General features: G+C 71.2%; 20 protein-coding genes. 11 read left to right on the top strand and 9 right to left on the bottom strand.

Translation table 11 applies throughout. The annotated features are described in order from the left end of the window. Positions 1-105: 105 nt before the first annotated feature. The 3 genes from OG883_RS44605 to OG883_RS44595 all read right to left on the bottom strand — a co-directional run bounded on the left by OG883_RS44605 (position 106) and on the right by OG883_RS44595 (position 3,226). Positions 106-2,121, bottom strand: coding sequence for a hypothetical protein (locus tag OG883_RS44605; RefSeq protein ID WP_266554344.1), 2,016 nt, complete (start codon positions 2,119-2,121; stop codon positions 106-108). A gap of 216 nt (positions 2,122-2,337) precedes the next feature. Continuing rightward, positions 2,338-2,670: a hypothetical protein gene (locus OG883_RS44600; RefSeq protein ID WP_266554342.1), complete on the bottom strand. Its 333-nt coding sequence runs from the start codon at positions 2,668-2,670 to the stop codon at positions 2,338-2,340. Positions 2,671-2,770: 100 nt separating this feature from the next. Continuing rightward, on the bottom strand, positions 2,771-3,226 hold the full coding sequence (locus OG883_RS44595; RefSeq protein ID WP_266554340.1) for a hypothetical protein: 456 nt from the start codon (positions 3,224-3,226) through the stop codon (positions 2,771-2,773). Positions 3,227-3,567: 341 nt separating this feature from the next. On the opposite strand from OG883_RS44595, the gene OG883_RS44590 reads away from it, so the two are divergent. The 4 genes from OG883_RS44590 (at position 3,568) to OG883_RS44575 (ending at position 8,816) form a co-directional block, all read left to right on the top strand. Next, a complete protein-coding gene (locus OG883_RS44590; protein ID WP_266554338.1) occupies positions 3,568-4,371 on the top strand; it encodes a restriction endonuclease in 804 nt (267 codons plus the stop codon). Between the two features lie 77 nt (positions 4,372-4,448). Then, on the top strand, positions 4,449-4,784 hold the full coding sequence (locus OG883_RS44585; RefSeq protein ID WP_266554336.1) for a hypothetical protein: 336 nt from the start codon (positions 4,449-4,451) through the stop codon (positions 4,782-4,784). 273 nt (positions 4,785-5,057) lie between these two features. Continuing rightward, positions 5,058-6,851 (top strand): hypothetical protein, encoded by a 1,794-nt coding sequence (locus OG883_RS44580; protein WP_266554334.1) that lies wholly within the window; start codon positions 5,058-5,060, stop codon positions 6,849-6,851. A gap of 159 nt (positions 6,852-7,010) precedes the next feature. Beyond that, on the top strand, positions 7,011-8,816 hold the full coding sequence (locus tag OG883_RS44575) for a hypothetical protein (protein WP_266554332.1): 1,806 nt from the start codon (positions 7,011-7,013) through the stop codon (positions 8,814-8,816). Positions 8,817-8,820: 4 nt separating this feature from the next. Here the strand turns inward: OG883_RS44575 and OG883_RS44570 are convergent, their stop codons facing one another. Then, the gene (locus OG883_RS44570; RefSeq protein ID WP_266554330.1) at positions 8,821-10,098 is read right to left on the bottom strand and encodes a helix-turn-helix transcriptional regulator; all 1,278 of its coding nucleotides are present in this window, start codon (positions 10,096-10,098) and stop codon (positions 8,821-8,823) included. A gap of 224 nt (positions 10,099-10,322) precedes the next feature. Here OG883_RS44570 and OG883_RS44565 point away from each other — a divergent pair, with 224 nt between their 5' ends. Further along, positions 10,323-11,738: a UDP-N-acetylmuramate--L-alanine ligase gene (locus tag OG883_RS44565; RefSeq protein ID WP_266554328.1), complete on the top strand. Its 1,416-nt coding sequence runs from the start codon at positions 10,323-10,325 to the stop codon at positions 11,736-11,738. Here the strand turns inward: OG883_RS44565 and murF are convergent. Next, positions 11,735-13,135, bottom strand: coding sequence for a UDP-N-acetylmuramoyl-tripeptide--D-alanyl-D-alanine ligase (gene murF, locus OG883_RS44560; protein ID WP_266554326.1), 1,401 nt, complete (start codon positions 13,133-13,135; stop codon positions 11,735-11,737). The two genes, OG883_RS44565 and murF, sit on opposite strands and share 4 nt — an antisense overlap. A 141-nt stretch (positions 13,136-13,276) precedes the next feature. Between murF and OG883_RS44555 the strand changes: the two genes are divergently transcribed. The 6 genes from OG883_RS44555 to OG883_RS44530 all read left to right on the top strand — a co-directional run bounded on the left by OG883_RS44555 (position 13,277) and on the right by OG883_RS44530 (position 18,202). After that, entirely contained in the window at positions 13,277-14,227 is a 951-nt protein-coding gene (locus OG883_RS44555; protein WP_266554324.1) for a D-alanine--D-alanine ligase, read from the top strand. Continuing rightward, the gene (locus OG883_RS44550; RefSeq protein ID WP_266554322.1) at positions 14,224-15,216 is read left to right on the top strand and encodes a threonine/serine dehydratase; all 993 of its coding nucleotides are present in this window, start codon (positions 14,224-14,226) and stop codon (positions 15,214-15,216) included. Before OG883_RS44555 ends, OG883_RS44550 begins: the two co-directional genes overlap by 4 nt. Next, positions 15,209-15,817, top strand: a complete 609-nt coding sequence (locus tag OG883_RS44545; RefSeq protein ID WP_266554320.1) for a peptidase — start codon at positions 15,209-15,211, stop codon at positions 15,815-15,817. Before OG883_RS44550 ends, OG883_RS44545 begins: the two co-directional genes overlap by 8 nt. 279 nt (positions 15,818-16,096) lie before the next feature. Next, the gene (locus OG883_RS44540; protein WP_266554318.1) at positions 16,097-16,828 is read left to right on the top strand and encodes a hypothetical protein; all 732 of its coding nucleotides are present in this window, start codon (positions 16,097-16,099) and stop codon (positions 16,826-16,828) included. Between the two features lie 151 nt (positions 16,829-16,979). Further along, the gene (locus OG883_RS44535; RefSeq protein WP_266554316.1) at positions 16,980-17,165 is read left to right on the top strand and encodes a hypothetical protein; all 186 of its coding nucleotides are present in this window, start codon (positions 16,980-16,982) and stop codon (positions 17,163-17,165) included. Next, entirely contained in the window at positions 17,162-18,202 is a 1,041-nt protein-coding gene (locus OG883_RS44530; protein WP_266554314.1) for a sporulation protein, read from the top strand. The genes OG883_RS44535 and OG883_RS44530 overlap by 4 nt, the downstream gene beginning before the upstream one ends. A gap of 120 nt (positions 18,203-18,322) precedes the next feature. Here OG883_RS44530 and OG883_RS44525 read toward each other — a convergent pair whose 3' ends face one another. The 4 genes from OG883_RS44525 to OG883_RS44510 form a co-directional block, all read right to left on the bottom strand. After that, entirely contained in the window at positions 18,323-19,147 is an 825-nt protein-coding gene (locus OG883_RS44525) for a glycosyltransferase (protein ID WP_266554312.1), read from the bottom strand. A 35-nt stretch (positions 19,148-19,182) separates the two neighbouring features. Beyond that, positions 19,183-19,557, bottom strand: coding sequence for a hypothetical protein (locus OG883_RS44520; RefSeq protein WP_266554310.1), 375 nt, complete (start codon positions 19,555-19,557; stop codon positions 19,183-19,185). Between the two features lie 264 nt (positions 19,558-19,821). After that, positions 19,822-21,084 carry an acetyl-CoA carboxylase biotin carboxylase subunit family protein gene (locus OG883_RS44515; protein ID WP_266554308.1) on the bottom strand — a complete coding sequence of 421 codons (1,263 nt, stop codon included), beginning with the start codon at positions 21,082-21,084 and terminating at the stop codon, positions 19,822-19,824. Between the two features lie 15 nt (positions 21,085-21,099). Continuing rightward, complete coding sequence (locus OG883_RS44510; RefSeq protein ID WP_266554306.1) at positions 21,100-22,356, bottom strand: MFS transporter; 1,257 nt, start codon at positions 22,354-22,356, stop codon at positions 21,100-21,102. Positions 22,357-22,524 lie beyond the last annotated feature (168 nt).

The raw sequence follows: 22,524 nt of genomic DNA, 5'->3' as shown, positions 1-22,524 counted from the left end.
GCCGTGACGTTGGCGATGTTCGGAGAGCCTCGACGACGAACGGGGGCCGAGGCAGAACGTGGAGCTCAGACGCCGGCTCGGTGCCCCATGCTGAGTGGCGCCCAGCTACTCCCGTTCTGTTGCTGGGGTTCGGAGGTAGGCGGTCCACGTCCGGGCGGCCAGACGGCGCCACTGCTCGGCGGTGATGAGGTGCATCCCGAGCTTGGCGGACAGCTCGGCGGGCGGCAGGTCCATCGCCGCGTTCATCAGGGCGGAGGCTCGGGCGGGCTTGATGGTGATGCCGTAGGCGTTGAGCAGCGCGGTGACGGATGCGGCGCTCTGGTGTCGCATGCGGTTGCGGGCGTTGGGAAACAGCCAGCGGGAGGTGACGCGCTCGCCGGTGACCGGGTCCTTGTTCTCGGCGGCGGCCAGCTCGGCGATCAGGCGTGCCAGAGCGGGCGGGAGCATGACGGGTGTCTCGCCCAGGACGAGGTAGCTGCCACCCTCGCGGTGCTGGAGGCAGTCCCGGTGCAGGGCCACGATCCGAGTGGCCTGTTGTCCGTACAGGAGCACCAGCGCGCCGGCGACCCGGGTTTCGAGCGCGAGGGCCTCGTCTCGCAGGCACTGCTGGAGCATTTCCCAGTGGGAGCGGGCGGCCATGCCGACCGGGTCGGGCTTGTCGCGGTGGGGGACGAGCAGGGGCTGCGCGCGTCCGTCCTCGGCGGCCCAGACGAGGAAGTCGCGTACGTTGTGGCGCGTGCTCGCCCCTTCGGCGAGCCACTGGTCCACATCGTCCTGAGAGAGCCGGCTCAGGGTGAGGCTGCGCCCGCCTGCCCAGGTCAGCAGATCTACCGCCGAGATCATGCGGGCGGTGGCCCAGTCGGCGACGTACTCCGTGCTCGGCCGTTCGCGGCTGCGGAGACGGGGCAGGACGGACCCGTAGCCGTAGGCGTGCAGAAGGACGGCGAGGCGGGGGTGTGCGCCGATGATCTGGGCGAAGCGGCGCTCGACGCTGGCGGTGTGCTCGTCGCGAGGTGGAAGGACTCCTGCGTCGACCAGGACGTCGCGGAGGTAGCCGGCGGCGTATCCCCGGCCCGGTTCCCGGCAGGCGACGTCCAGCGCTTCATGGGTGATGCGTTGTCCGCCGGCGACGAGCTCGGACAGCAGCCGCGCGGACGCGGAGTGCTTCAGCCAGGAACGGGCAGCCCGCGGCTGCTCGCCGCTCTGGAGCCGGTCGCGAAGGAGCGACAGCTGGGCCTGGGGCGTGGCGGGGAGCGCGTCGAAGTAGTCCGTCGCCTGGTCGTCGAACGCACACTGCTCGCAGAGGCCGCCGACCACCGAGTCCGCCGGGTTCGCACAGCGGGAGCACGCGTAGTCGGTCTCCACTCCGCAGCACGGACCGCAGGCGGGCTCGCCGTCGACCCTTCCGATCAGGGCGCGTGGGCGGTCGCACACCGAGCAGGGAGCCGGGTTGATGCGGACCTGCATGTAGCAGTTCGCGCACACCGGGCCGACCGGCCAGCGGGCCTGGATCTTGGAGGAGGTCCCGCACAACGCGCAGGTGGCGGTCGGCCGGGGGCGGCACGTGTCGCACAGCGACCGGCCGTCGGCTCGTGACTCTCTGCACAGCCGGAACTGGCCGCACGACGCGCACGCCGTCTTCGTCTTCGTCTGGTTCCGGCCGCGCGCGTAGCAGGCGGAGCAAAGGCCCTGGGCTGGCAGGGCCTTCGTCCTCGAGCACTCCCGGCAGACCCCTACCGCGGCGGCGTACGCCAGGGCGCCCGCACAGCCGCCGCACACGCGCCCGCCCTCCACCACCTTGACCAGCGCCCGAATCCGGCCGCAGCGGTGGCACGCCGGCACTCGGACGCGATCGAACCCGGCGGCGGCCAGGGTGTGAATCAACCGCTGTACGGGCGGCGGCGCCAACGAGCTTCCGCTGACCAGCGCGTCTCGGTACTCGCCCAGGTGATCGTGGATCCCTCGGCACGTTCTCCCGCTCATGGCCGAGACGATCTCTTCGGCCTGAGCGCACCCCAGCTCCGGCAGCGCCGCCGTGATCTGCTCGACCACGGCAGCGAACAGCGGAGAAGGCGCGGTGCCCGCGCCCTTGCTGCCGCGGCGACCCTGAGCAACTGCCATGACGTCGATCAACCCCCGCCCTCGTACGGCTACCAGCCGTCAGCCCTGGTGCTCGTACGCGTCATCGTCATCCCAGCCGACTTCGCGGTCCTCATCACGCACCAGGTCCTCCCCCTGCTTCCGCTCCTCGCTCATGGGGGCCATCATGCCGCTGACCACTGACAACCGTCAGAAGGCTGCCGGCCTCGGCGGAGCGGGGGCTGCTGACGGCGAGCGTCAGAACTGGTCGACGAGGTCGATGTCCTCGACCAGCCACTGCCACTTCTGCTGGCCGACGTCCCATGCAGCACGGACGACCTGGATGTCGGCCTTCGCCTCCTGCCGTGCCTGGTTCAGCGTCCGCACGAACTCCAGGTGGAAGCCGGATGGCAGTGGATCGCGCTTGTCGAACCGTGCTGACCACTCCACGAGCGAGACCGGTGTCTCCTGGCCCGCCCACCGAGCGACGACCCGCTCCTTGTCCCACCGGACCCTGCTGATGGCGTCGGCGCGGATCAACTCCCGCTCGTCCTCATCCGTCGGGTTCGTCAGCACCCAGATGTCGGCCACGGTCCCCTCCTCATCGTGCTCGTCTTCTTCTCGTCCATGATGGCCACCCGCACTGACACCGATGGCGTTGCGGTCCGCTGTGCAGCACGCGTGCGACAGGTCATTCCTCTTGCGCCGCCCCGGGGTGTCCAGCGGGTGCGGCAGGCAGGAAGAATCGGCCGTCATCTCCGTAGAGGGCCGCCAGCAGTACCGCCGCGGCGGCGGTGTCGCTGGGCTTGGCCCGGTCCGCATCGTGCGGGGCCAGGATCCATTCGTGCAGCTCGGCGGTCGCCCTCCCCCACGGGCCGTTCTCTCGGTCGTGGAACGCCACGGTCCGCAGCCCGGCGACCACCTGCGTGTGCCCGACCGCGACGAGACTGTCCCGCAACGGGGCATGGAGCTGGACCGACCACTCCTCCGGCTTCCACGGCTTACCCGCGGAGGGGTTCTTCCGGCCCTCCTCCTTCCACTGCTCCAGAAGGGCGTAGGTGACGAACTCGTTGCCGTCGTCGAGGAACGGCAGCAGCGGAAGAGCCTGCTCGACCAGCAAGCAGGTGTCCTGCTCATCAATGAACATCCGTACGCTCCTTCACCGGGCGCCGGGCGCGCCCGGCCGGTGGTCGATGGTCGGGAGGCCGACGTTCTGCTGGCGCATGCAGGTCCCTTGCTGTCGCGGGCACGGAAAGGATCAGTGTCACCTGCCCCGGTGCCGCTCACCGCAGGTTCGGCGAAGTTGGCTGATGCACTCCGCCATGGCTGGCCGGAGACGCTGCTGCGCCGATGCCCACCGCCCAGCCGTACGGGACCCGCGAGGCCGGGCCGGCACTGCCCTTCCGGCCGCGGTCATGACGGGTGTCAGTGCCGCATGGTGGACTGGGGCGCTCGCATCGGCATCATCAACTGCCCCGGGGAGACCGCATGGTTGGAGAGCTCGCATCGCACGGTGAGGGGGAGTCCTCCGAGGACGTGCCTTCCGTCTTATGGGACTCACTCGAAGGCGTCTGGGAGGATCTGGGGCTGCCCGAACGGCCGCTGTGGAACGTGGCCGGGGCCGGGCCGCGACCAGCTGCTGAGAAGGTGCGACTCGCTGCGCTGCCGATCGGAGTGCTTGCCGCGGTCGGCGGGTTCGTCTGGCTCGTGGTGTGGCTCGGGGCTTGGATGAACGACCACTGGGGCGTCTACGCCGTCGTGCCGCAGGCCGTGCTGATGCTCGTGGCCGTATGCGGGGCGGCCGTGGAGCGACGCCGCAGATGGGAGGAGCGCCGCTCACGCGGCCTGCGGATGACGCCGTCGCAGCTGGACACCGTGAGCCATCAGGAGTTCGAGTCCGTCGTCCGCGATCTGATGCGGCGAGACGGGTTCACTGCCGAGCGCGTCGGCCGCGGCGGCGACGACGCGTGCGACGTACGCGCGGTGGACTCCGATGGGCGGATCTGGGCGGTGCAGTGCAAGCATCGGCGCGACGGCTGGGCGGGGAAGGCCACCGGCGTCGAGGTGCTGCAGCAGGTCAACGGAACCGCTGGGCCGGTCCACGGCGCCCGGTTCGCGGTGATCGTGACCAACGGCCGGTTCAGCAAGCCCGCCGCGCCCTGGGCCGCGCGGCACGGGATCCGGTTGGTGGACCGGCACGCACTCCAGCAGTGGGCTGACGAGCGGCGGCCGCTGTGGGAGGTGCTGGGCGATGTCCGGCGGCCCCGGCGTCTGCCCGGCCGGGCGCGATGAACAGCAAACGATGACCACCGGTGGAGACGGTCACGGCGGGCGGCCCGCTGTCCGTCCCGGGCCGTACGCTGCCGGGCATGGGAATCATGGAACGTAAAGACGAGCAGCCGCAGTTCGGGTACGGGCGGGGTGAGCGGCCGTTGCCGAGGCTGGTGGACCGGGACGCCGAAGTGATCCGCGAAGTGCTCCGTAAGGCCGGGTGCCTGGAGTTCAGCGACTCCGAGGACGGATTCGTCGTCGAGAGCGGCGACGAGGGGGCGCCGTTCCTGGTGGCGTGCACAGTCGACGAGTGGGCGGAAGCGGAGCAGGAGCTGCAGCGGTACCGGGCGGCGCTGGCCGGTGCGAGCATGCGTGTCGAGCCGGACCCCGAAGACCGCAAGACCCTGTTGGTGTGGATGCCGCACACGGCGTAGCGGACTCGTTAACACCCGAGGTCATCAGGTGGGGACGGCGCAGCGGACGGGCAGGGGCTCCGCGGTGGTGACGACAACCTCGCCCAGGACACGATGCACAGGGCCGACGGAGGGGCCGGGCGGTGCCACCGCCCGGCCCCTCCACGCGCATCCGGGTAAGCATCCGTCGGCTTCCGGACATGATCACGCGTCCGTCAGCCCCTCTACGCCCAGACTGCCGTAACGCCAGCACCCCGCATCTATCGTGGTTCAGAAGGTGAAGGGGGCGGCGCAGTGCGCGATTCCAGGCTGGTGCAGACGGCGGTCATCGGCGACGAGCACTCCGATGTTCCCGTCGTCCTGCCGCCTGAACCGATCGAACTGGATGCCTTCCGCCACACCCATGAAGGCGACACGTTCTGGTGCGGCGTGCTGCTGGGCGGCTGTGGCGCCCAGCTCGCCACGAAGCTCTACGTCGATCGGCAGTGCCATTTCCAGCACTTCCCTCAGCCGAACGGCATGCCGAACACCTGCCGTCGCCCGGCCGTGGGCGAATCCAGCGCGGACCATCTGTATGTGAAGGCGGCGATGTCCCGGTCGCTGCTGGATCACGGCCGCGGCGCTCGCTTCGCCTTCCCGCCACCGATCGGTTCCCTGGTCGATGTGGACCTGGAGGACGGCACCTCCTTGCGCATCCACATGGACGGCTCCGTGCGGCCTGACTGGGACGGCACCGAGCGGACCGTGCTTCTCGGGCCCGGCGTGGTGCCGGATCCGGGCAGGCTGGCGGGCTGCCCGTACGTCTACCGGGTGCGGTGCGACAGCGACGGCGCAAACCGACGGGTCTGGATCGGGACTCAGAGCCTGGCCCACCCCACCGACTGGATCCCGCTCAGCGAGTGCACCTGGAACGATGAGGGTCTGCTCACGCCGACGGCGGCCCGTCTCCTGCGCACCCGTCCCGCCGGCCCGAGCCGCGCCGTTGCCGAGTCCGTAAGGCCGGGCGCGCCTACCGGGGCCCTGCCGGAGAGCGTGGTGACGTTCGTCCGCGGCCTGGAGGCCGCGCAGCGGACCGGAACGGTCGAACACGTACGTCGGCTCTGTGCAGGCGGCGACTCCTTGCTGCAGCGCCTGACCCCGCCGGTTCGAGCCGAGGCGGAGAAGGCCCTGGCGGAGGCACGCGCGTGGCTGGCCACGCATGAGGAGTACCAGCGCCGCCTGTTCGCCGAACTCGAGGCGGCTGTCAGCGAGCGTCGCGCCTGGGACGTGCGCTCCCGCCTGCAGCAGGCCGCCGCCCTGACCCGGCGCGGCGCCAGCGTCTCGGAGGAGCGTGTACTCGCTGCCGCACGCTCTTACCTGCGCGGGCAGGACCGTGTCGAAGAGCCTCGTGCCACAGCCGCGTACCGGCGGGAGGTGAGCTACAGGCCAGCGCCGCCGGCCCCGAAGAAGCCGAAGAAGCCGCGTCCGGCCGCTCAGAAGGCGAAGTCGCAGCGGCGCCAGGAGGCCGCCTCGGATGCGCGCAAGCTGCTCAAGTACCTGCGCCGGGAGGAGCGTTCCCTGTCCTCCGCCGAGATGAAGAGGCTGGTGGGCAACCTCGCGCGTGCGGCGCAAACCGCAGGTGATGTGCTTGAGCCCAAGGACCGTCTGGCGGTCGTGTCGTGGGAACGCAAGAGCGAGCGGCGACAACGGGCAGCGAGTGACCGTGCTCCATCGCGCAAGGACAGGAGCCGGGAGCGCCCCGAGCACACGCAGCTCGACCCGCTGGCGCACGCGGTCCGGGCGATCCTCCAGAAGGCCGCGTCTGCGGGAACCACCCTCACGTGGGGTCAGGTTCGGCAGCAGTTGCCATCAGGACTGCCGGCCCTGGAGCGCAGCGAGCAGACGCCGCTGCTGATACGCGTCGACCGCAGCCGCGACAGCAGCGCCCCGCTGCTTTCCGCGCTGGTCACCGATGCCGATCACGACATGCACCCGGCCTACCCCCGCATCGCAGATGCCCTGGGGCGGCCCCCGGCGAGCGGGCACCTGGCTGCTCTGGCCCAGTGGGCAGTGGAGGTGTCCCGGTTCCAGCGCAAGCCTGCAAAGTAGGGAGCCTGCGAGCGACGCCTCGTTCGAGAGCCGGCAACGCGGCCGTCCCGGGCAGGGTTCGGCCCCGCCCTGGTTCCGGCCTCCGGCCTCCGCGATCGACGTGATGAATGCTGAGCACAAGCCGCTACCAACGCTAAGCATTTCGTTTAATCTTGCGGAATGGCCCTTCCCTGGACGCGCACCAACCACCGCCTCGCTGACGCCTACTCCGGTGCCGACATCGCCCGGCTGACCGGACTCACCCGCGGGCGGGTATCCCAACTACGCAGCGCTGACGAGTCCGACGCCCTTCCTGAGCCGGATGCTCCGGGCAGCACCCCGACACGGCCGCTGTGGCGTGGTGACACCGTGGCCCGCTGGTGTGCGCGTACCGGCCGGCGCCTCCCGCCATGTACCGCGTCCTGGCTGATGCCGGGGCCGGATGGCCCGCATCTGCGACGTGAGAGTCAGCGGACGCTGCGGCTGCAGCAGGATGACCTCCCCGACAACCCCGATCTGCGGCGCCCGCCGATCGACGTCCACGTGGCCCGCTACACCGCCGCCGGCGACAGCGGCCCGTCCGTGTGGCTGGTGACCGTGCTCGCCCCGGGCGAGATGCGCCGCCTGCTCGGCTGGCCGCACGGGTGGCCTCACGGAAGCCCGCTGGACCATCTGGTCCGCGAGATCCTCGCCGATTTCGAGCCCGACCATCGCGCGGACACCGACCTGCTGGGCACGCTGGTCCTGCTCCCGACCATCGCCGAACCCGAGTACGGCTCCATGTCCGGGGACGTGCGCATGCTCCAGCTGCACAAGGACGACGTCGGCGACCGCGACGCAGACCGCCTCCACGGCCGCCTCCGCCAACTTCGTCCTTCCGCCGACGAACTGCGGGACTTGGCGCAGGCCCTGGGACACCGGCTGCCGTGGTGGCCGCCCGGCTGCGCCACCCCGGCGCTCGTATCCAGCTGGGCACCGGACGCCCTGCGGCCACCGGAGCACGTCCCCCCGCCGTTGGCCGGGGCTCAGGCGTTCCTCCGCCGCTGCGAGAGCGCCGCAGCCGAACTGCATGGCTCCTTGCGCGACTCCGTGCTCGAGCTGGGAAGGCACCGGTGGAACAGGGCCACTTCGGGCTGGCGCGGAGATGTCTTCCCCGACCACGGAGCGCTGCCCAAGGACTGCGACCCCGAAATATGGCAGGTCGCCGTCGAGTTCAACCTGCCGCCCGTCTCGGCGACGAGCGGTGACTTCGACGAGGGTCTCGAGTGGGTCATGGACCACGCCCCGTCCCAGCGCCTGGCACGCGACGCAGAGCGCACCTTCGGAGACCCCGGCAGCTCCGGGACCGTGCTCATCAACACGAACTCGCTGCCTTCCCAGCTGCGCTCCCTGTTCACCAACCACGTCACGTCCGCCGTCGCCTCCGGCAGCTACCGTGCACAACGCGTCCTCGATGCTCTCGACGCCCACCCCGGCGCGGCTGCTGGAGCCTTGCTGGGGACCTGGCCGGCGATCACCGGCCCGGCCTGGTGCGCCACCTCCCCCGGCACCGGGCTCGTTGCCCTCCACGTACCGAGGGTCATGCCCGCACACGCTTCCTCAGCCGGGGCACCGCTGGAAGTCGTGCTGCTGCGCACCGAACCTGTCGGCAGCTACGGGCAGCCGGCTCCTGCCATCGGGTTCGTCATCACCGAGCAGGACCAGGTTCTCCTCCTGCCGGCCCAAGGGCGGCCCGTGGATCTCGCGGCCGCGATCGAGCACGCCGTGTGGCACCCCGACGTGCCAACGCCGCTCCACGGTCTGGCGCCGAGCTCCAACGAATCCCTCGTCACCGCGGTGGACGCGCTGGTAGAGACGGGCCCACGGGTCACGCCGTGGGAGCAGCTGACGGCGCTGGTGGCGCCGCCGCCGCGCAACGGGAGCTACTTCTCCTGTTGCGGCGTCGCCGCCGGCCCGGCCGAAGGGAAGATCGAGAGCAGGGCCTGAGCCCTCATGCTCGGGCGGTGATGCGCTCGCCGAGTTCGGCGGCGGCCGGGCTGTCGGGGATGCCGGGTAGACGGGCGGCGATGTTGGTCAGGCCATCGTTGATGCGGACGGACTGTACGCCGTCGGCGCAGTCGAGGAACTCGCCCCAGGTCGCCAGGGCCTGGGCGATGTTGCCGCGCTTGAGCTGGACGTGGCCGAGGTCAGCGAGCACGATCGCCCGGGTGCGTCTGCGGTCGAGGCCGTGGATGTCGAGGGCCAGATGCAGGTGCTCCTCGGCGGCGGCGAGGCTGCCCATCTGCGCGTGGATCATGCCGGCCTCGTGCGCCCACCGGCCGTGGCTGTAGTGGCTGGCCCACGACTGGCCGGGCCGGGTGGGGGCGTGCTCGATGGCGGTCTGGGCGAAGGTCAGCAGCTTCGCGGCGGTGGCGCGGTCGCCGTCGGCGGCTGCCGCGCGGGCGAACGTGTTGCGGTAGTACGCCAGTGCCTTGGGGTTGCTCAGCTTCCGGCCGCGCTGTTCGCACGCCTCGGCGAGCCGTACGGCCGTGGGGATGTGGCCGAGGTCGATGGCCTGGTCCGCCAGTCCGCGCAGGGCGGTGGCAGCGAGTTCGTTCTCACCGGCCTCGGCGGCGAGCCGGTAGCTGTAGAGGTTGTACTGCTGGCTCAGACCCTGGTTGCCCTCGTCTCGGGCCATCCAGCCGATCAGGTGCACGAGCTCGCTGGTGGCGGCGAACAGCTCACGGCCGACCTTGTCGGCGTAGCGGCCGTCCAGCCAGCGCTTGACGTCGATGGTGAGGTAACGGACGGCCAGGTGGCGGGCGTGCCCGCCGCCGAGCTCGGAGGCGACGTCGCCCAGGGTGGTGGTCATGGTGCGGACGGCCGTCACCTCGCCCATGCCCACCGCGACGGGGCCGGGCCGGTTCGCGCGGCGGGTGACCGCCTCGGCGTCGGGCAGGTCGAGCGCGGCAAGGCCGACGGCAGCTGACGCTGTGAGGAACTGCCGTCGGTCCAACACGTCGCTGCCTCCCAAACCCATGACTGAGGCCACGGTATCGGCGAACGGAGCCTCATTCCCCCCGGATAGATCAAGCTGGAGGACCTGTTCGATGAACGGGAGCCATTCCGTGGGGACCCGTCGTCCGGTCTCCCAGCGGTAGACCTGCTGCCGGTCGAGGAACCCGGCCTTCCCCCAGCGCGCCACCGACAGCTCGTCTGCGAGCTTCGCCTGGCTGCATCTGGGCTGTCTGGCTTGGCGTGCCGCGCGGATGCGCTCCCCGAGAGTCATGTCCGGCCGATCGTCGGTCCTGGTTCACAACGGGCCTACAGCTGGCAGACATTCTGGCAGCTGTCCACGCTGCGCGTCTGCCTGTTGACTCATCGTCATGGGGGCTCAAGGCCACCGGCGGGGACCAACCGGGCCTCTCCAGTGCCCCGCAACTCCTTCTTCTCCCGCGGTCCGGCGGGAGGAGCGTCACATCAGGCACCACCTCGACTCGAGGAGACACTGCTGTGGTTGAAACCAGGTACGTGGAGATTCCGCCGCCCGCCGGTCCGCTGGATCTGAGCCGTCCTCACTTCGTGGGGATCTGCGGGGCGGGCATGTCCGCGCTGGCCCACCTGCTCGCCGGCCGCGGCGCGCAGGTCTCCGGCTCGGATCTGCGCATGGGCGAGGCTGCGGCCGCGCTGGAGGAGGCGGGCTGCCGGGTGCGGTCCGGGCACGACGCCGCGAACACCGTGGGGGCGTCGGTGGTCGTGTGGTCCAGCGTCATCGACGCCGCCAACCCGGAGATCATCGCGGCGCGGGCGGCGGGTGTGCCGGTGGCGCACCGCTCCCACGTCCTGGCGCAGCTCGTGGCCGAGGCGGACCGGTCGGTGGTCGTGGCCGGGACGCACGGGAAGTCGACGGCCACGATGATGCTGGCCGCCGCCGTGGGTCACCTGCACCCGTCGTGGGTGGCCGGTGCCGCACCCGCCGTCTCCGTCAACGGGCGCACCGGCTCGGGCCTGCTGATCGCCGAGGGCGATGAGTCCGACCGCAGCGTGGCGCTGTACCGGCCGGACGTCGCGGTCGTGCTGAACGCCGACGACGACCACCCCGAGACCTTCTCCGGCACCGGTGACGTGGTGGGGACGCTGACGGACTTCGCGGCCAGGGCCAAGACGCTGGTGGTGAGCGCCGACGACGCCGGGGCCCGTGAGGTGGCCAGCCGGGTCCGCGGCCACGGCGACACCCGGGTGGTGACCTTCGGCGCGAGCGCCGGCGCCGACGTGCGGCTGCTGTCGGCGGCGCCCTCGCAGGCCGGCAGCACGGTCACCGTCCTCGGCTTGGACGGCGAGCGGATGTCGTGGACGGTGCGTACGCCCGGCCGTCCGGCGGTGCTCGCGTCGCTCGCCGCGTATGCGGCGGGTCGGGTCCTGGGTGAGCGGCCCGAGGTGCTGGCGGCTGGGCTGTCCGGGTTCGCGGGTGTGCGGCGCCGGATGGAGCTGGTCGGCGAGCGGCGGGGCGTGCGGGTGGTGGACTCCTTCGCCCACCACCCCACCGCGATCGCCGCGGACATCACCACCGCGCGGGAGCTGGGCGGCGGGCGGGTGATCGTCGCGTTCGAGCCGTGCGGGTCGACGCGGGTGCGGGTCCTCGGGGCGCGGATGGGCGCGGCGCTCGGGGCCGCGGACGAGGTGGTGCTCCTGCCCGTCCGCGACGCGGTGCCCTCGTCGGCCGGACCGGCGGTCCCGGACGAGATCGAGGAAGCGGCCGTCGGGGCCGGCGCGCACGTGTGCCGGGTCGACGGCCTGGCCTCGGCCGCGGATGCGGTCGCCGCGCTCGCTGCGCCGGGTGACGTGGTCCTGACGATGGGCGTGGGCGAGGTGGCCGATCTGGGGGCGCTGCTGCTGGTGCCCGCGGACCGGCCCCTGACCGTCGTCTAGCGGTCGCCGGCCATGGTGTCGGGCTGGGCCAGGCGCACCGCCGTGTGCTCCAGCTCGACGCTGTGGGAGCCCTTGACCAGGACGATGTCCCCCGGCTGGATCAGGTCACGGGCCAGGGTCAGGGCGTGGTCCCGGTCGTCGGCGCCGACGACCTTCAGCTGCGGGTTGTCCTGCTGGGCAGCCTCGGCCATGGCCCGCGCGTCGTCGCCACCGACCGCGATCAGCACGTCGATGCCGGCGGTGGCGACGAGACGGCCGACCTGCCGGTGCTCCTCGGCGCCGTCGGCACCGAGCTCCTTCATCTCGCCCAGGACGGCGATGGTCCGGCGGCCGTCCTTCATGGCCGCAAGAGCCGTGAAGGCTGCCTTCATCGAATCGGGGTTGGCGTTGAACGCGTCGTTGATGATCCGGATCCCGTCGGGCCGGTCGGTGACCTCCATGCGCCCCGACGCGACGAGGACCGCGCGGGACAGCGCGGCGGCCGTCTTCTCCACGTCGACGCCCAGCCCGATCGCGACGGCGGCCGCGGCCAGCGCGTTCGACACGTGGTGCTCGCCGTGAAGGGACAGAGCGACCTTCACCTTGGTGCCGGAGGCGGCGAGGGTGAAGGAGGCCCGGCCGGAGGTGTCGACGGCGACATCCAGGGCCCGTACGTCGGCGTCGTTGTCGACACCGAAGGTCAGCACCCGGGCAGAGGTACGCGGCGCCATGGCGGCGACCAGCGGATCGTCGGCGTTGAGGATCGCCAGGCCGTCCGCGGGGAGCGCCTCGACGAGCTCGCCTTTGGCCTGGGCGATCTGCTCGCGTCCGCCGAACTCGCCGACGTGGGCGGTTCCCACGTTGAGGACCAGGCCGACCGACGGCGGGGCGATGCGGGTCAGGTGGGTGATGTGGCCGATGCCGCGGGCGCCCATCTCGAGCACGATGTAGCGCACGCTCTGGTCCAGGTGGGTCACGGCCAGCGGCATGCCGATCTCGCCGTTGAACGACTTGACCGTGGCGATCGTCGGGCCGAGCTCGGGAAGGACCTGCGCGATCAGGTCCTTGGTGCTGGTCTTGCCGGCCGAGCCGGTCAGCCCGATCACCGTCGCCTCGGGCACGGCGGCCAGCACGGTGCGGGCCAGGGCGGCGAGGGCGTCCAGCACGTCCTCGACGACCACGGCCGGGACGCCGACGGGCCGGGCGGCGAGGACCGCCACCGCCCCGGCTTTCACCGCGTTCGCCGCGAAGACGTGACCGTCGGTGTGCTCACCGGGAAGCGCAGCGAAGAGACCACCGGGCTCGACCGTGCGGGAGTCGACGACGGCGGGCGCGGTCATCAGCACGGACGGGTCCGGCACGTCGCACAGGCGTCCGCCGACGGCGGCCGCGAGGGCTTCGAGCGAAAGGGGGATCACGAAACGCACTCCGAATCAGCAGGGCTTGCCCGGCACGGCCACGTGCCCACCGGTTCAGTCCGTCCGACCGTAGCGCCTTCGCGTACCGGGGCAGCTGAGACCGGCCACAGCACCGACGAACAGGGGTACAACCTGATGACGATGCAGTCTCTTCAGCCCGGCCGGATCGCCGTCGTCTCCGGCGGCAGGTCCACCGAGCGTGAGCGGTCCTTGATGTCCGGCCGCGCCGCCCTGGAGTCCCTGGACCGGCAGGGCCACAGCACGGTGTTCCTCGACGCCGCCGACAAGGACTTCGCCGACCAGCTTCGTGGCGCGGATGTGGCGTTCCTGGCCATCGCCGGGCAGTACGCCGAGGACGGCAAGCTCCAGGGGTTACTGGAGTGCCTGAACATCCCCTACACCGGCTCCGGTGTGGCGGCCTCCGCCGTCGGCATGCACAAGATGCTCGCCAAGACCCTCGCGGCCGCTGCCGGGGTGGCGGTTCTGCCCGGCGTCATCCTCCCGGCCCGCGACGGCGAGGTGAGCACGCAGACCATCACCGGCACGATCTCGTTCCCGCTGATCCTCAAGCCGCTGTCCGAAGGCGGCTCGATCGGGATGACGGTCTGCCGCGACACCGACCAGCTCGCCGCCGCCCTGCCCAGGACCGACCCGGCCGAGGGCTGGTTCGCCGAGCCGTTCACCACCGGAATCCCGGTGAGCTGCGGAGTCCTGGAGATCGACGGCTTGCCCGTGGCCCTGCCGCAGCTGGCGACGATCCCCACCGACGCCGAGTTCTACGACTACGCCACCAAGCGGGACAAGTCCAAGTACCGCTACGAGTGCCCAGCCGACTTCCCCGGCCCCGTCCTCGAAGCGATCACTACCGCTTCGCTCACCGCGCACGACGCCCTGGGCTGCTCCGGATACTCCCGCTCCGACTTCATCGTCTCCCCGGACGGGCGCCCGGTCTGGCTGGAGATCAACACCCTGCCCGGTCTCTCCCACACCGGGAACCTCGCCACCATGGCGGCCGCGGCGGACATCGGCTACGACCGGCTCATCCACCTGATCCTCGCCACCGCACCGACCAGCGGGGGGTACCGGCCGTGACCGAGCTGAGCGCCCGCGACGTCCAGGACGCCGCTGCCAACCTCGAGCCGGTCGCCGCCCGCACCCCGGCCCTGACCGCGCTCTCCCTCGACCAGGCCGCGGGGTGGCCGGTTGTGTGCAAGGCCGAGAGCCTCCAGCGCACCGGATCCTTCAAGTTCCGCGGCGCCTACCACCACGCCTCCTCCCTTCCCGCCACGGAACGCGCCCGTGGCCTGGTCGGCGCCTCCTCCGGGAACCACGCCCAGGCCCTCGCGCTCGCCGGCAGACTCCTTGAAGTACCGGCCACCGTCGTCATTCCCGCCGATGCCCCGACCCCGAAGGTCGAAGGCATCCGCGCGCTGGGCGGCAGGGTCGTCACCTACCACCGGGACTCTGAGAACCGGGACGACCTCGTGGCCGAGATCTCCGCGCGTGACGGCCTGGCCATCGTCCCCTCGGCGAACTCCCGGCACATCATGGCCGGCGCCGGGACCGCCGCCCTGGAACTGCTCACCGACCACCCCGAGATCGAGACCCTCGTCGTGCCCGTCGGCGGCGGCGGACTCGCCGCCGGGACCGCCACGATCGCCAAGCACCTGAACCCCGGCATCAAGGTCATCGGCGTGGAACCGGAGGAAGGCGCCGACACGCTGCTGTCGATGCGCTGCGGCCAGCGCATCGCCCTGCCCGAGATTCCCGCCACCATCGCCGACGGCCTCGGGCACACCAGCCCCTCCCCGCTGACGTGGGCTGTGAACTCCCGGCTCCTCGACGCCGTCGTGACCGTGACCGACCGGGACATCACCACCGCCATGGCCTTCGCGTTTCGGCACCTGAAGGTCGTAGCCGAACCGAGTGGCGCCTGCGCCCTGGCCGCCGTCCTCGCCGGCCACGTCCCCCACGAGTCGGGAATGATCGGGGTGGTGATCTCTGGCGGCGGCGTGGACCTGCTCACCTTCCACCGGCTGATCAGCCAGGCCACCCATCGGAAGGAACCCCTACGTGTTTGACCACCCGTTCGACACCGTCACGCAGTACGCCAGCCCGGATCTGATCGCCGCCTTCGCCTACGAGGGCCGCGCTCACGACGACGATCCCCGCTGGGCCGAGTCGGGCGCCCCCGACCTGGAGACCTACGGCCGGTGGTCGGGCCACATGTGCGGCATCGCCTGTCTGCGCATGGCGCTCCTCGCCCGGACCGGCAACGCGCCCACTATGTTCGAGCTCCTCGACGGCGCCCGGAAGTACGGGGCGTACACCGAGGACGCGGACACCGGCGCGATCCGCGGCCTCATCTACGCCCCGTTCGTCCAGTACGTGCTCGATGTGCACCCCTTGGACGCCGAGGTGCACCGGACCCTGACCGTGCCCGGCCTTCTCTCCCTGCTCGACGGCGGGCGGCTGGTCATGGCTTCCGTGCACAAGGAGATTCGCCGCCCCGAGAACCCCGCCCCTGGCAAGGGCGGCCACCTCGTGCTCCTCACCGGTCGCCAGGGCGACACGGTGCACTTCCGTAACCCGTCCGGCCACACCGATCAGGCCCGTACTGCGAGCCTGCCAGTCGCCACGTTCGCCGAGTTCTTCGGCGGCCGCGGGGTGTCCCTGAGCTGAAGGCGATGCCGCGCGCTCGCCCCGGCGGCTTTCCGACGCGAACGGGGAGCCGCCCAGGCGGCCGTCGCCGGGGTCGAGCATCGCGCCCGCTGGAGGAAGGCAGTCCTCGCCTCCCGGGGGTCATGGCGGACCGGTGAAGCGGTCACACCTGGCAGGGCAGAGATCTGGCCGGATGCCGCGTTCGGGCGCGGGTGTCCGCACCGCTGGCTAGCGTTGTCGTCGCCTGTATGTCGGACAACGAGAGGACTCCTGGTGCCCGGTTTGCCCATCCCAACACGGTTGTCGCCCATCCGCGACGATCACGCTTGGCACTTCCCGGACATCAACGGCAACCGCGTACACGTGCGGCTACGGGTATGGCCGACGAACGAGGGTGGCCATCTGGTCATCGCGACTGACCTGGGGCTGGGTACCGGGCTGATCAACGCTGCGGAAAGCCTGGTGCGGGCCTGCCGGCGGGAGTTCGGTGAGCCGGTGACGGTGGTGCGTCACTACCCGCCGTACGGGCTGCCGGCACCTGATCACGACTCCTTCGAGGTGCTGCCGCTGGACGAGAAGGGCACCGCACGGCCGAAGGAGTGCACCGAGGAGATCTTGAAGCTGCTCGGTGCCAGCGTGGTCGGCTTCCCGGGTGATGCCCCGCCGGGCCCGGCCGACGCCGTCGCCCCTTTGGTGCCGCCCCAGAGTGTCCAGCTGGCCCGGCTGGTGGCCGCCTCGCTGCGGCTGACACAGACCCGGACGACCGAGCGGCGCCCCGATGGGTGGCCCACGAAGTCGGGGCCGGTGGCGGAGCGGGACCTCGATCCGATGAGCCAACTGCGAATGACCGGCCCTGTGCTGACTCACCTCTCTCACTTCATCGGCGAGATCGTCGTCGACCGGGATGGTTCGGCGGCCGGTGCGAAGCGCGAGAAAAGGCTGGCCAAGGTCGTCGAGGCGATTCAGGGGCAGGTGTGGACGCTGGCACAGCTGTGCGATGAGCTGGTGAGTGAGGAACGCGACCAGGGCTGATCGTGGTTCCAGTTGCCGGCGCTACACCGGTAGCTACTGCTCCTGATCGCCCGGATCGGCTCGGACAGTGCTCATGATCCGCCGATACTGCTCAGAGCATGTCTAGGGACCGCATCCTCGTGAGCACTTGGCGAACTGGTGCAAACGGGGGATGACGCCGAAATGGCCGGTCCCGAAGCTGTTGGCGCAGGCCATCGGCGAACGGCTCGGCCGTCCCGTCAACCTCGGCGAGATCGGTATGGGCGAGGCGGAGACAATCGATGCCTCGGTGGGGTTGGATTTCGCGCGAGACCCGCCGACGCCGTCCGCGTCGCCACTTCGTTCTGGAGCTCCGTGAACCGCCGCGACTTCCTCAACCGCACCGGATCCGGCTTCGCCGCCTCCGCCTTCACCGTCCCCGTCACCCGATGGCTCGTCACCCCCGCCGACGAGACAGCCGACCACGAAGGCGGCGGGCAGGTCGGCCGGGCCGACCTCGACGAACTGCGCGAGGCCGCCGACGACGCCCGCCGGTTGGACTCGAAATACGGCGGTGGGAACTGGAAGGCCAACTCCGTCACCGCCTGCCTCGACCACCGAACCGGCCCCCTGCTGCAGGGGAGCTTCTCTGACGAGATCGGACGCGAACTCTTCAGCGTGACCGCAGAGTTGTCGCGCCTTGCCGGGTGGACGGCCTTCGACGTCGGTGAGCACGAGGTGGCTCAGCGGCACTTCATCCAGGCCCTCCGCCTCGCCCGCGCCGGCGGCGACGTGCAGCTGGGCTGCTATGTGCTGACCACGATGGCCATGCAGTCCCTGATGCGAGGCTTCGCGTCCGAGGCCGTGGACATGACCCAGGGCGCCTTCGAGCGGGCCAAGGGCCAGGGTGTCCCCCGGGTCCTGGCGTTCACCAAGCTGATCGAGGCCCGAGCCCATGCCCGCGAGAACGACCCCCGGGCGGCCTCCCGGGCCCTGAAAGCCTCCGAGGACCTGCTCGGACAGGCGAAGGACGACAGCGGCGACGAGCCCGCATGGATCGACTTCTATCACCACGCCCGCCTTTCCGCGGACGCCGCCGAGGTCTTCCGCGACCTGAAGAACCCCAAGGCCGCCCTCGGCTGGAACCAGCAGGCCACCGCCATGCCGACCGGGGTGTTCACCCGCTCCGTCGGCATGCGCCTCGCCATCGTCGGAACCGCCCACCTCCAGGCCCGCGACCTCGACCGAGGCCTCGAACTCGGCAACCGCAGCGTCGACATCCTCGCCCGCGTCCAGTCGAGCCGGGCCAAGGACTACGTCCGCGAGTTCAACGCGGCCCTGGCCCCCTGGCGGCGCGAGCCGGCCGTGCGCGAGTTCGTCCACCGGACCCGCAAGGAGCTCGGAGTCGCCGCCTGACCGACCGGCTCACCCCTCCGGGTGTGGCTCGCAGAACTCGTTCAGCAGCGCGCTCAGGCGCTTCGCCTCCTTGGCGAAAGACGGCAAGTGACAGCTACTGAACGCGACTGATGCCCATGATCACGCGGAAATGCTCGAACGGTGCTCATGATCACGCGGAAGTGCTCGCGAATCCGCGGAACCTACACTGCTCTCCCGCCGGCGCAGCTCCCGGTCGTCACGTCCTTGGAGCCAGGAGAAGACCCGCGCACCCCGCTCATCGTCGTCCAGGTACGTGGCGGCCTCGGTCATCTGGTGTTCGTGGTCGCGGTAGTGATAGGTCACCACGGGCAGGAGTTCGCCAGCGCTGCGGCCGGTGACCGACATGACGTAGACGTAGTCCTCGCCCTTCCAAAGTCCGCCGTGCCCGCCGCTGGCGCGCGCGATCTCTGTGCGGGTCAGGAGCATGGTGTGGCCGAGCGGGGGCTTCCTCTCGGGAGAGGGCCAGTACGTCCAGACGTCTCCTGCTTCGTGGCGGCCCACGGGCGTCGGGCAGACCCAGGTCTTCAGGGTCCCGTCGCTCAGCAGGTCAGCCGACCAGCCCGCCACCCAGCCCAGACCCGTCTCGACCGCATGGCGATACCGCACGCCCAGGGAGTCGGGCGGCAGGACATCGTCGTCGTCGACGAAGCAGGTGAAGGGGGCGGTGACCTGATTCATCGCGATGTTGCGGGCCGGCGCGGCGCCTGGCTTGGGCCGTGCGCACACGGTGACGCGGGGGTCCTGCGTTACCAGGTCGGGAATGGTGTCGGGGTCGGCGTCCGGCCCGTTCGGCGCGATGAGCCATTCGAAGTCGAGACCCTGCGCGTCGAGACTTCGGTAGAGGTCTAGGAAGTAGTTGCGGCGCTGGGGATCCAGGCGCGTCGGAGTGATGACGGCGACCTGGGCGTGGGGACGTCGGGACACGAAGGCCTTCCGAGGGTGGGTGGGGCGAGCGGGCGCTATGCGGCGCGGCGCGGCACGTGGGGCCGGGTGGCTCCGGGCCTTTGTGACCACGGTCCGATGACATGGCGGGCGGGCAGGTCAATCAGGTGGAGGCCGGGCGGCAGCGACGCATGGAACGCCTGGAGTTCGGCACGGTCGGGTGGCGCGGCGGGTGCTCGGGCGGCGGCGGCTTCGAGGAGCGTTGGCGCTTCGGCTTCTTCGCTCGGTGGGCCGGTCCAGCGCAGGACGAGCATTCCGTGACGGTCGTCGGGCTGCTGCTCGGGCAGTCCGGGGTGGACTGGCCGGTGCCACCGGTGGACTCGGTCGAGGACGACGATCGGGTAGATCGCTCCGATGCCGTAGGAGGCGGCCTGCACTCCGTGCTGGTTCAACTCGTCGCTCCTTCATTGGCGTTGGGTCTGCTTATTGGGGGTTGCACGCGGCTCGGCATCGCCGCGTCGGCGGGCCGCTGGGCCAGGTCGTGCGGTCAGCGGGAGGGGGCTTCGACGACGTTGGTGGGCTTGGTGGCGCCGACGGGCTTGCCGAAGTCGGAGTAGGTGATGTCACCCGCCGCGGCGTTGTCGGAGCTGTCCACGGACAGGAGGGGCCTGGGCGCGGGGGCATGTCGGCGGCTCCTGTGACTGTTCAGTGTCGGGTCAGCGCACGCAGGCGGTGGTGCGGACGGGTACGGCAATGTGGACCGTGAGGTTCTGCAGCACCTGGTCGAGTCGGGTCCGGCAGGCGTCGGGGGTGGGGCCGCAGACCACGGCGTGCACGACGCGGTCGTTGATCGTGCTGTGCGGGCCGGCGTTCACGAAGTCGCCTTGCTGATGCGTCCAGACCAGGCGTTCGAGCCAGTCGGCGCTGAGCGCGTCGGCGTGGGCCGTCTGGACGGGGCCGGTGGCGGGCGGGTAGTGGAACTCGACGGCAGCGCTCTGTCGTACGGAGGCGGTCAGCTCCGGGGTGTCTCCGGTGGCCAGTGCGGCCTGGGCCTGCGGGAGGGACACGCCGGTTGCGAGGTGGACGAGGCGGGGAATGAGGTCGCCGCCGAGGCGAGCGTTGATCTCGATGATGTGCGGGCCCTGGCGGGTGAGGCGCACCTCGACGTGCAGGACCCCGCTGGCGATCCCTACCGCCTTGATCGCTGCGGTGACGACGTGGTGGAGGCTCGGGTCCTCCAGGAGCGGATCGGTGGCGTCGACGAGGTGACCCGTCTCCAGGAAGGTCGGCTCAGAGCCGAGCCGCTTGCGGGTGATAGCCGCGATGTGCACGTCGCCGCGGCCGTGAACGACGCACTCGACGCTGATCTCAGGCCCGCGGAGGTACTCCTCGACCAGGACCCCGGCGACGGCGCTCTCCTCCAGGCCTATCAGGGTCGCTGTGGCGGCTTCCTGGTAGTAGGCGATGACGTGCTCGCGGTAGTCGGCGCGGCGTACGCCGGCGCTGCCGCCCAGGCCGCGGGGTTTGACGACGACGGGGTAGCCGATGGCATCGGCGGCGGCGGCCGCCTCTTCGGCGCTGTCGACGAGGACGGAGCGGGCGGAGGGGACGCCGTACTCGGCAAGGAGTTGGCGGGTGCGGGCCTTGTCGCGGCAGGCGGCGACGGCCTCCGGGGCGGCGCCGGGCAGACCGAGTTCCTTGGCCAGTTGTGCCACGAGCTCGACGTGGTGCTCGAGGTAGGTGGTGACGCCGGCGATCGGCTGGCGCAGGGCGATCTCGGTGACCGCGCGGGAGACCGCGTGGTGGTCGTGCAGATCGACGTTGACCGCGTCGGTGACGTAGGGCCGGGTCCATGCGGGCGACTGGTTGTCGAGGAGGACGAGGTCGTGTCGGGCGGCGAACTCCTGCAGGAGAAAGGCGCGGTAGGCGCGGTCGCCGGCGCCCAGGACGAGCAGGACGGGCTGGTTGTGATCGGACATGGCGGTTGCTCCCGTTCAGCGGAGGGCGGGCAGGGGGTGGGCACGGCGGACGAGGGCGGCGAGGGGCCAGCACAGGGCGGCACCGAGGAGGCCGACGGTGAAGGTGGTGGCCGCGGCGAGTTGGTCGCCGCCATGGGCGAGGGCCCATCCGGCGAGGGCGGGGGCGATGACGACGGCGCCGGCCAGCGTCGTGCCCCAGATCCCCGCGTACAGGCCGCGGGCGGAAGGGGGCGAGAGGCGGTTGAGGAGATCGGACGCGGCGACGAAGACGACGATCTCGCCGGGGACGGCGAGGGCGGCGGTGGCGGAGTAGCCGAGGGTGGTGGAGGCGAATCCCGCGGCCCCCATGCTCGCGCCCAAGATGATGGAGCTGGCCGCGAACAGGCCGGTCATCGGTCTGGGGCCATCAGCCTGGCGGCTGAGCCAGCGGTTGAGGAGCGGGGAGAGCAGCAGGACCGCTCCGGCGTTCGCGGTCTGGGTCAAGCCGTAGTCCGCGGCGGTGAGTCCGTCTTCGGCCATGAGCATCGGCATGGAGGAGAAGAGGCTCGCGGCGCAGGTGAGGGCGCAGAGGCTGGCCAGGAGCAGCAGCCACAGGCCCCGGTCGCCCAGCGCGGCACGGTAGTTGCCGGATCGGGGTTCGCCGGTGTGGGGGTGGTGCTGGGGGTCGGCGGCGGGCAGGAAGTGCCACACGAGGAAGGCGAAGAGCGCGCAGGCGGTGGCGTTGACCCAGATCAGAGCCGGGATGCCGAGCGGGCCGGCGAGCATGCCACCGGCGGTTCCGGCGACGGCCGCGCCGACGTTGACGGCGAAGTGGCGCCACGCGTTGACGGAGGCGCGGACACCGTCGTCGGGGAAGGTGTCGGCGATCGCAGCGGTGAACACAGGGCGGGAGGCGTCGTAGACGATGCCGGCGGTGAAGGTCGCGGCGAACAGCGCGGGGACGGCGTGCGCTTGGGCGAGCAGGGGCAGGGTGCCCGCGGCGAGCAGCATGGTCGTGATGAGGGTGGCTCGGTGGCCGATCCGGTCGGCGAGCCAGCCGCACAGGATGGAGCCCAGCAGCCAGCCGGCGCCGAAGACGGCGAGGACGGTGCTGACGGTGCGGGTGGACAGGTGCAGGTCGTTGAGGTGGTACGGCAGGAACGGGTACGTGAACCCGAGGCCTCGGACGAGGAAGGTTCCGGCCATCAGCGTCCAGATCGCCGCCGGCCATCGGCGTGTGGTTCCGTTCCCGGCCTGGTCGGGTCGGCCGACCGGCGCGGCAGTGGTGAACACACAGACTCCAGCTGGGGTTGCGGCGCTGATGGGCGGCGCCGTGCCAAGAGGAAGGGGGCGGGGGTGCCGCCGGCGCGGGTGGCGGCACCCCCTGTTGGCCGGGACAGTCCCGCTCTCGGAGGACGGGGAGCGGGACGGGCGCCTCTTCGGGGGTGAAGGGCGGTCCTC

It is taken from the genome of Streptomyces sp. NBC_01142 (assembly GCF_026341125.1).
Taxonomy (GTDB): Bacteria; Actinomycetota; Actinomycetes; order Streptomycetales; family Streptomycetaceae; genus Streptomyces.
This window is presented reverse-complemented; position numbering and strand designations above follow the sequence as displayed.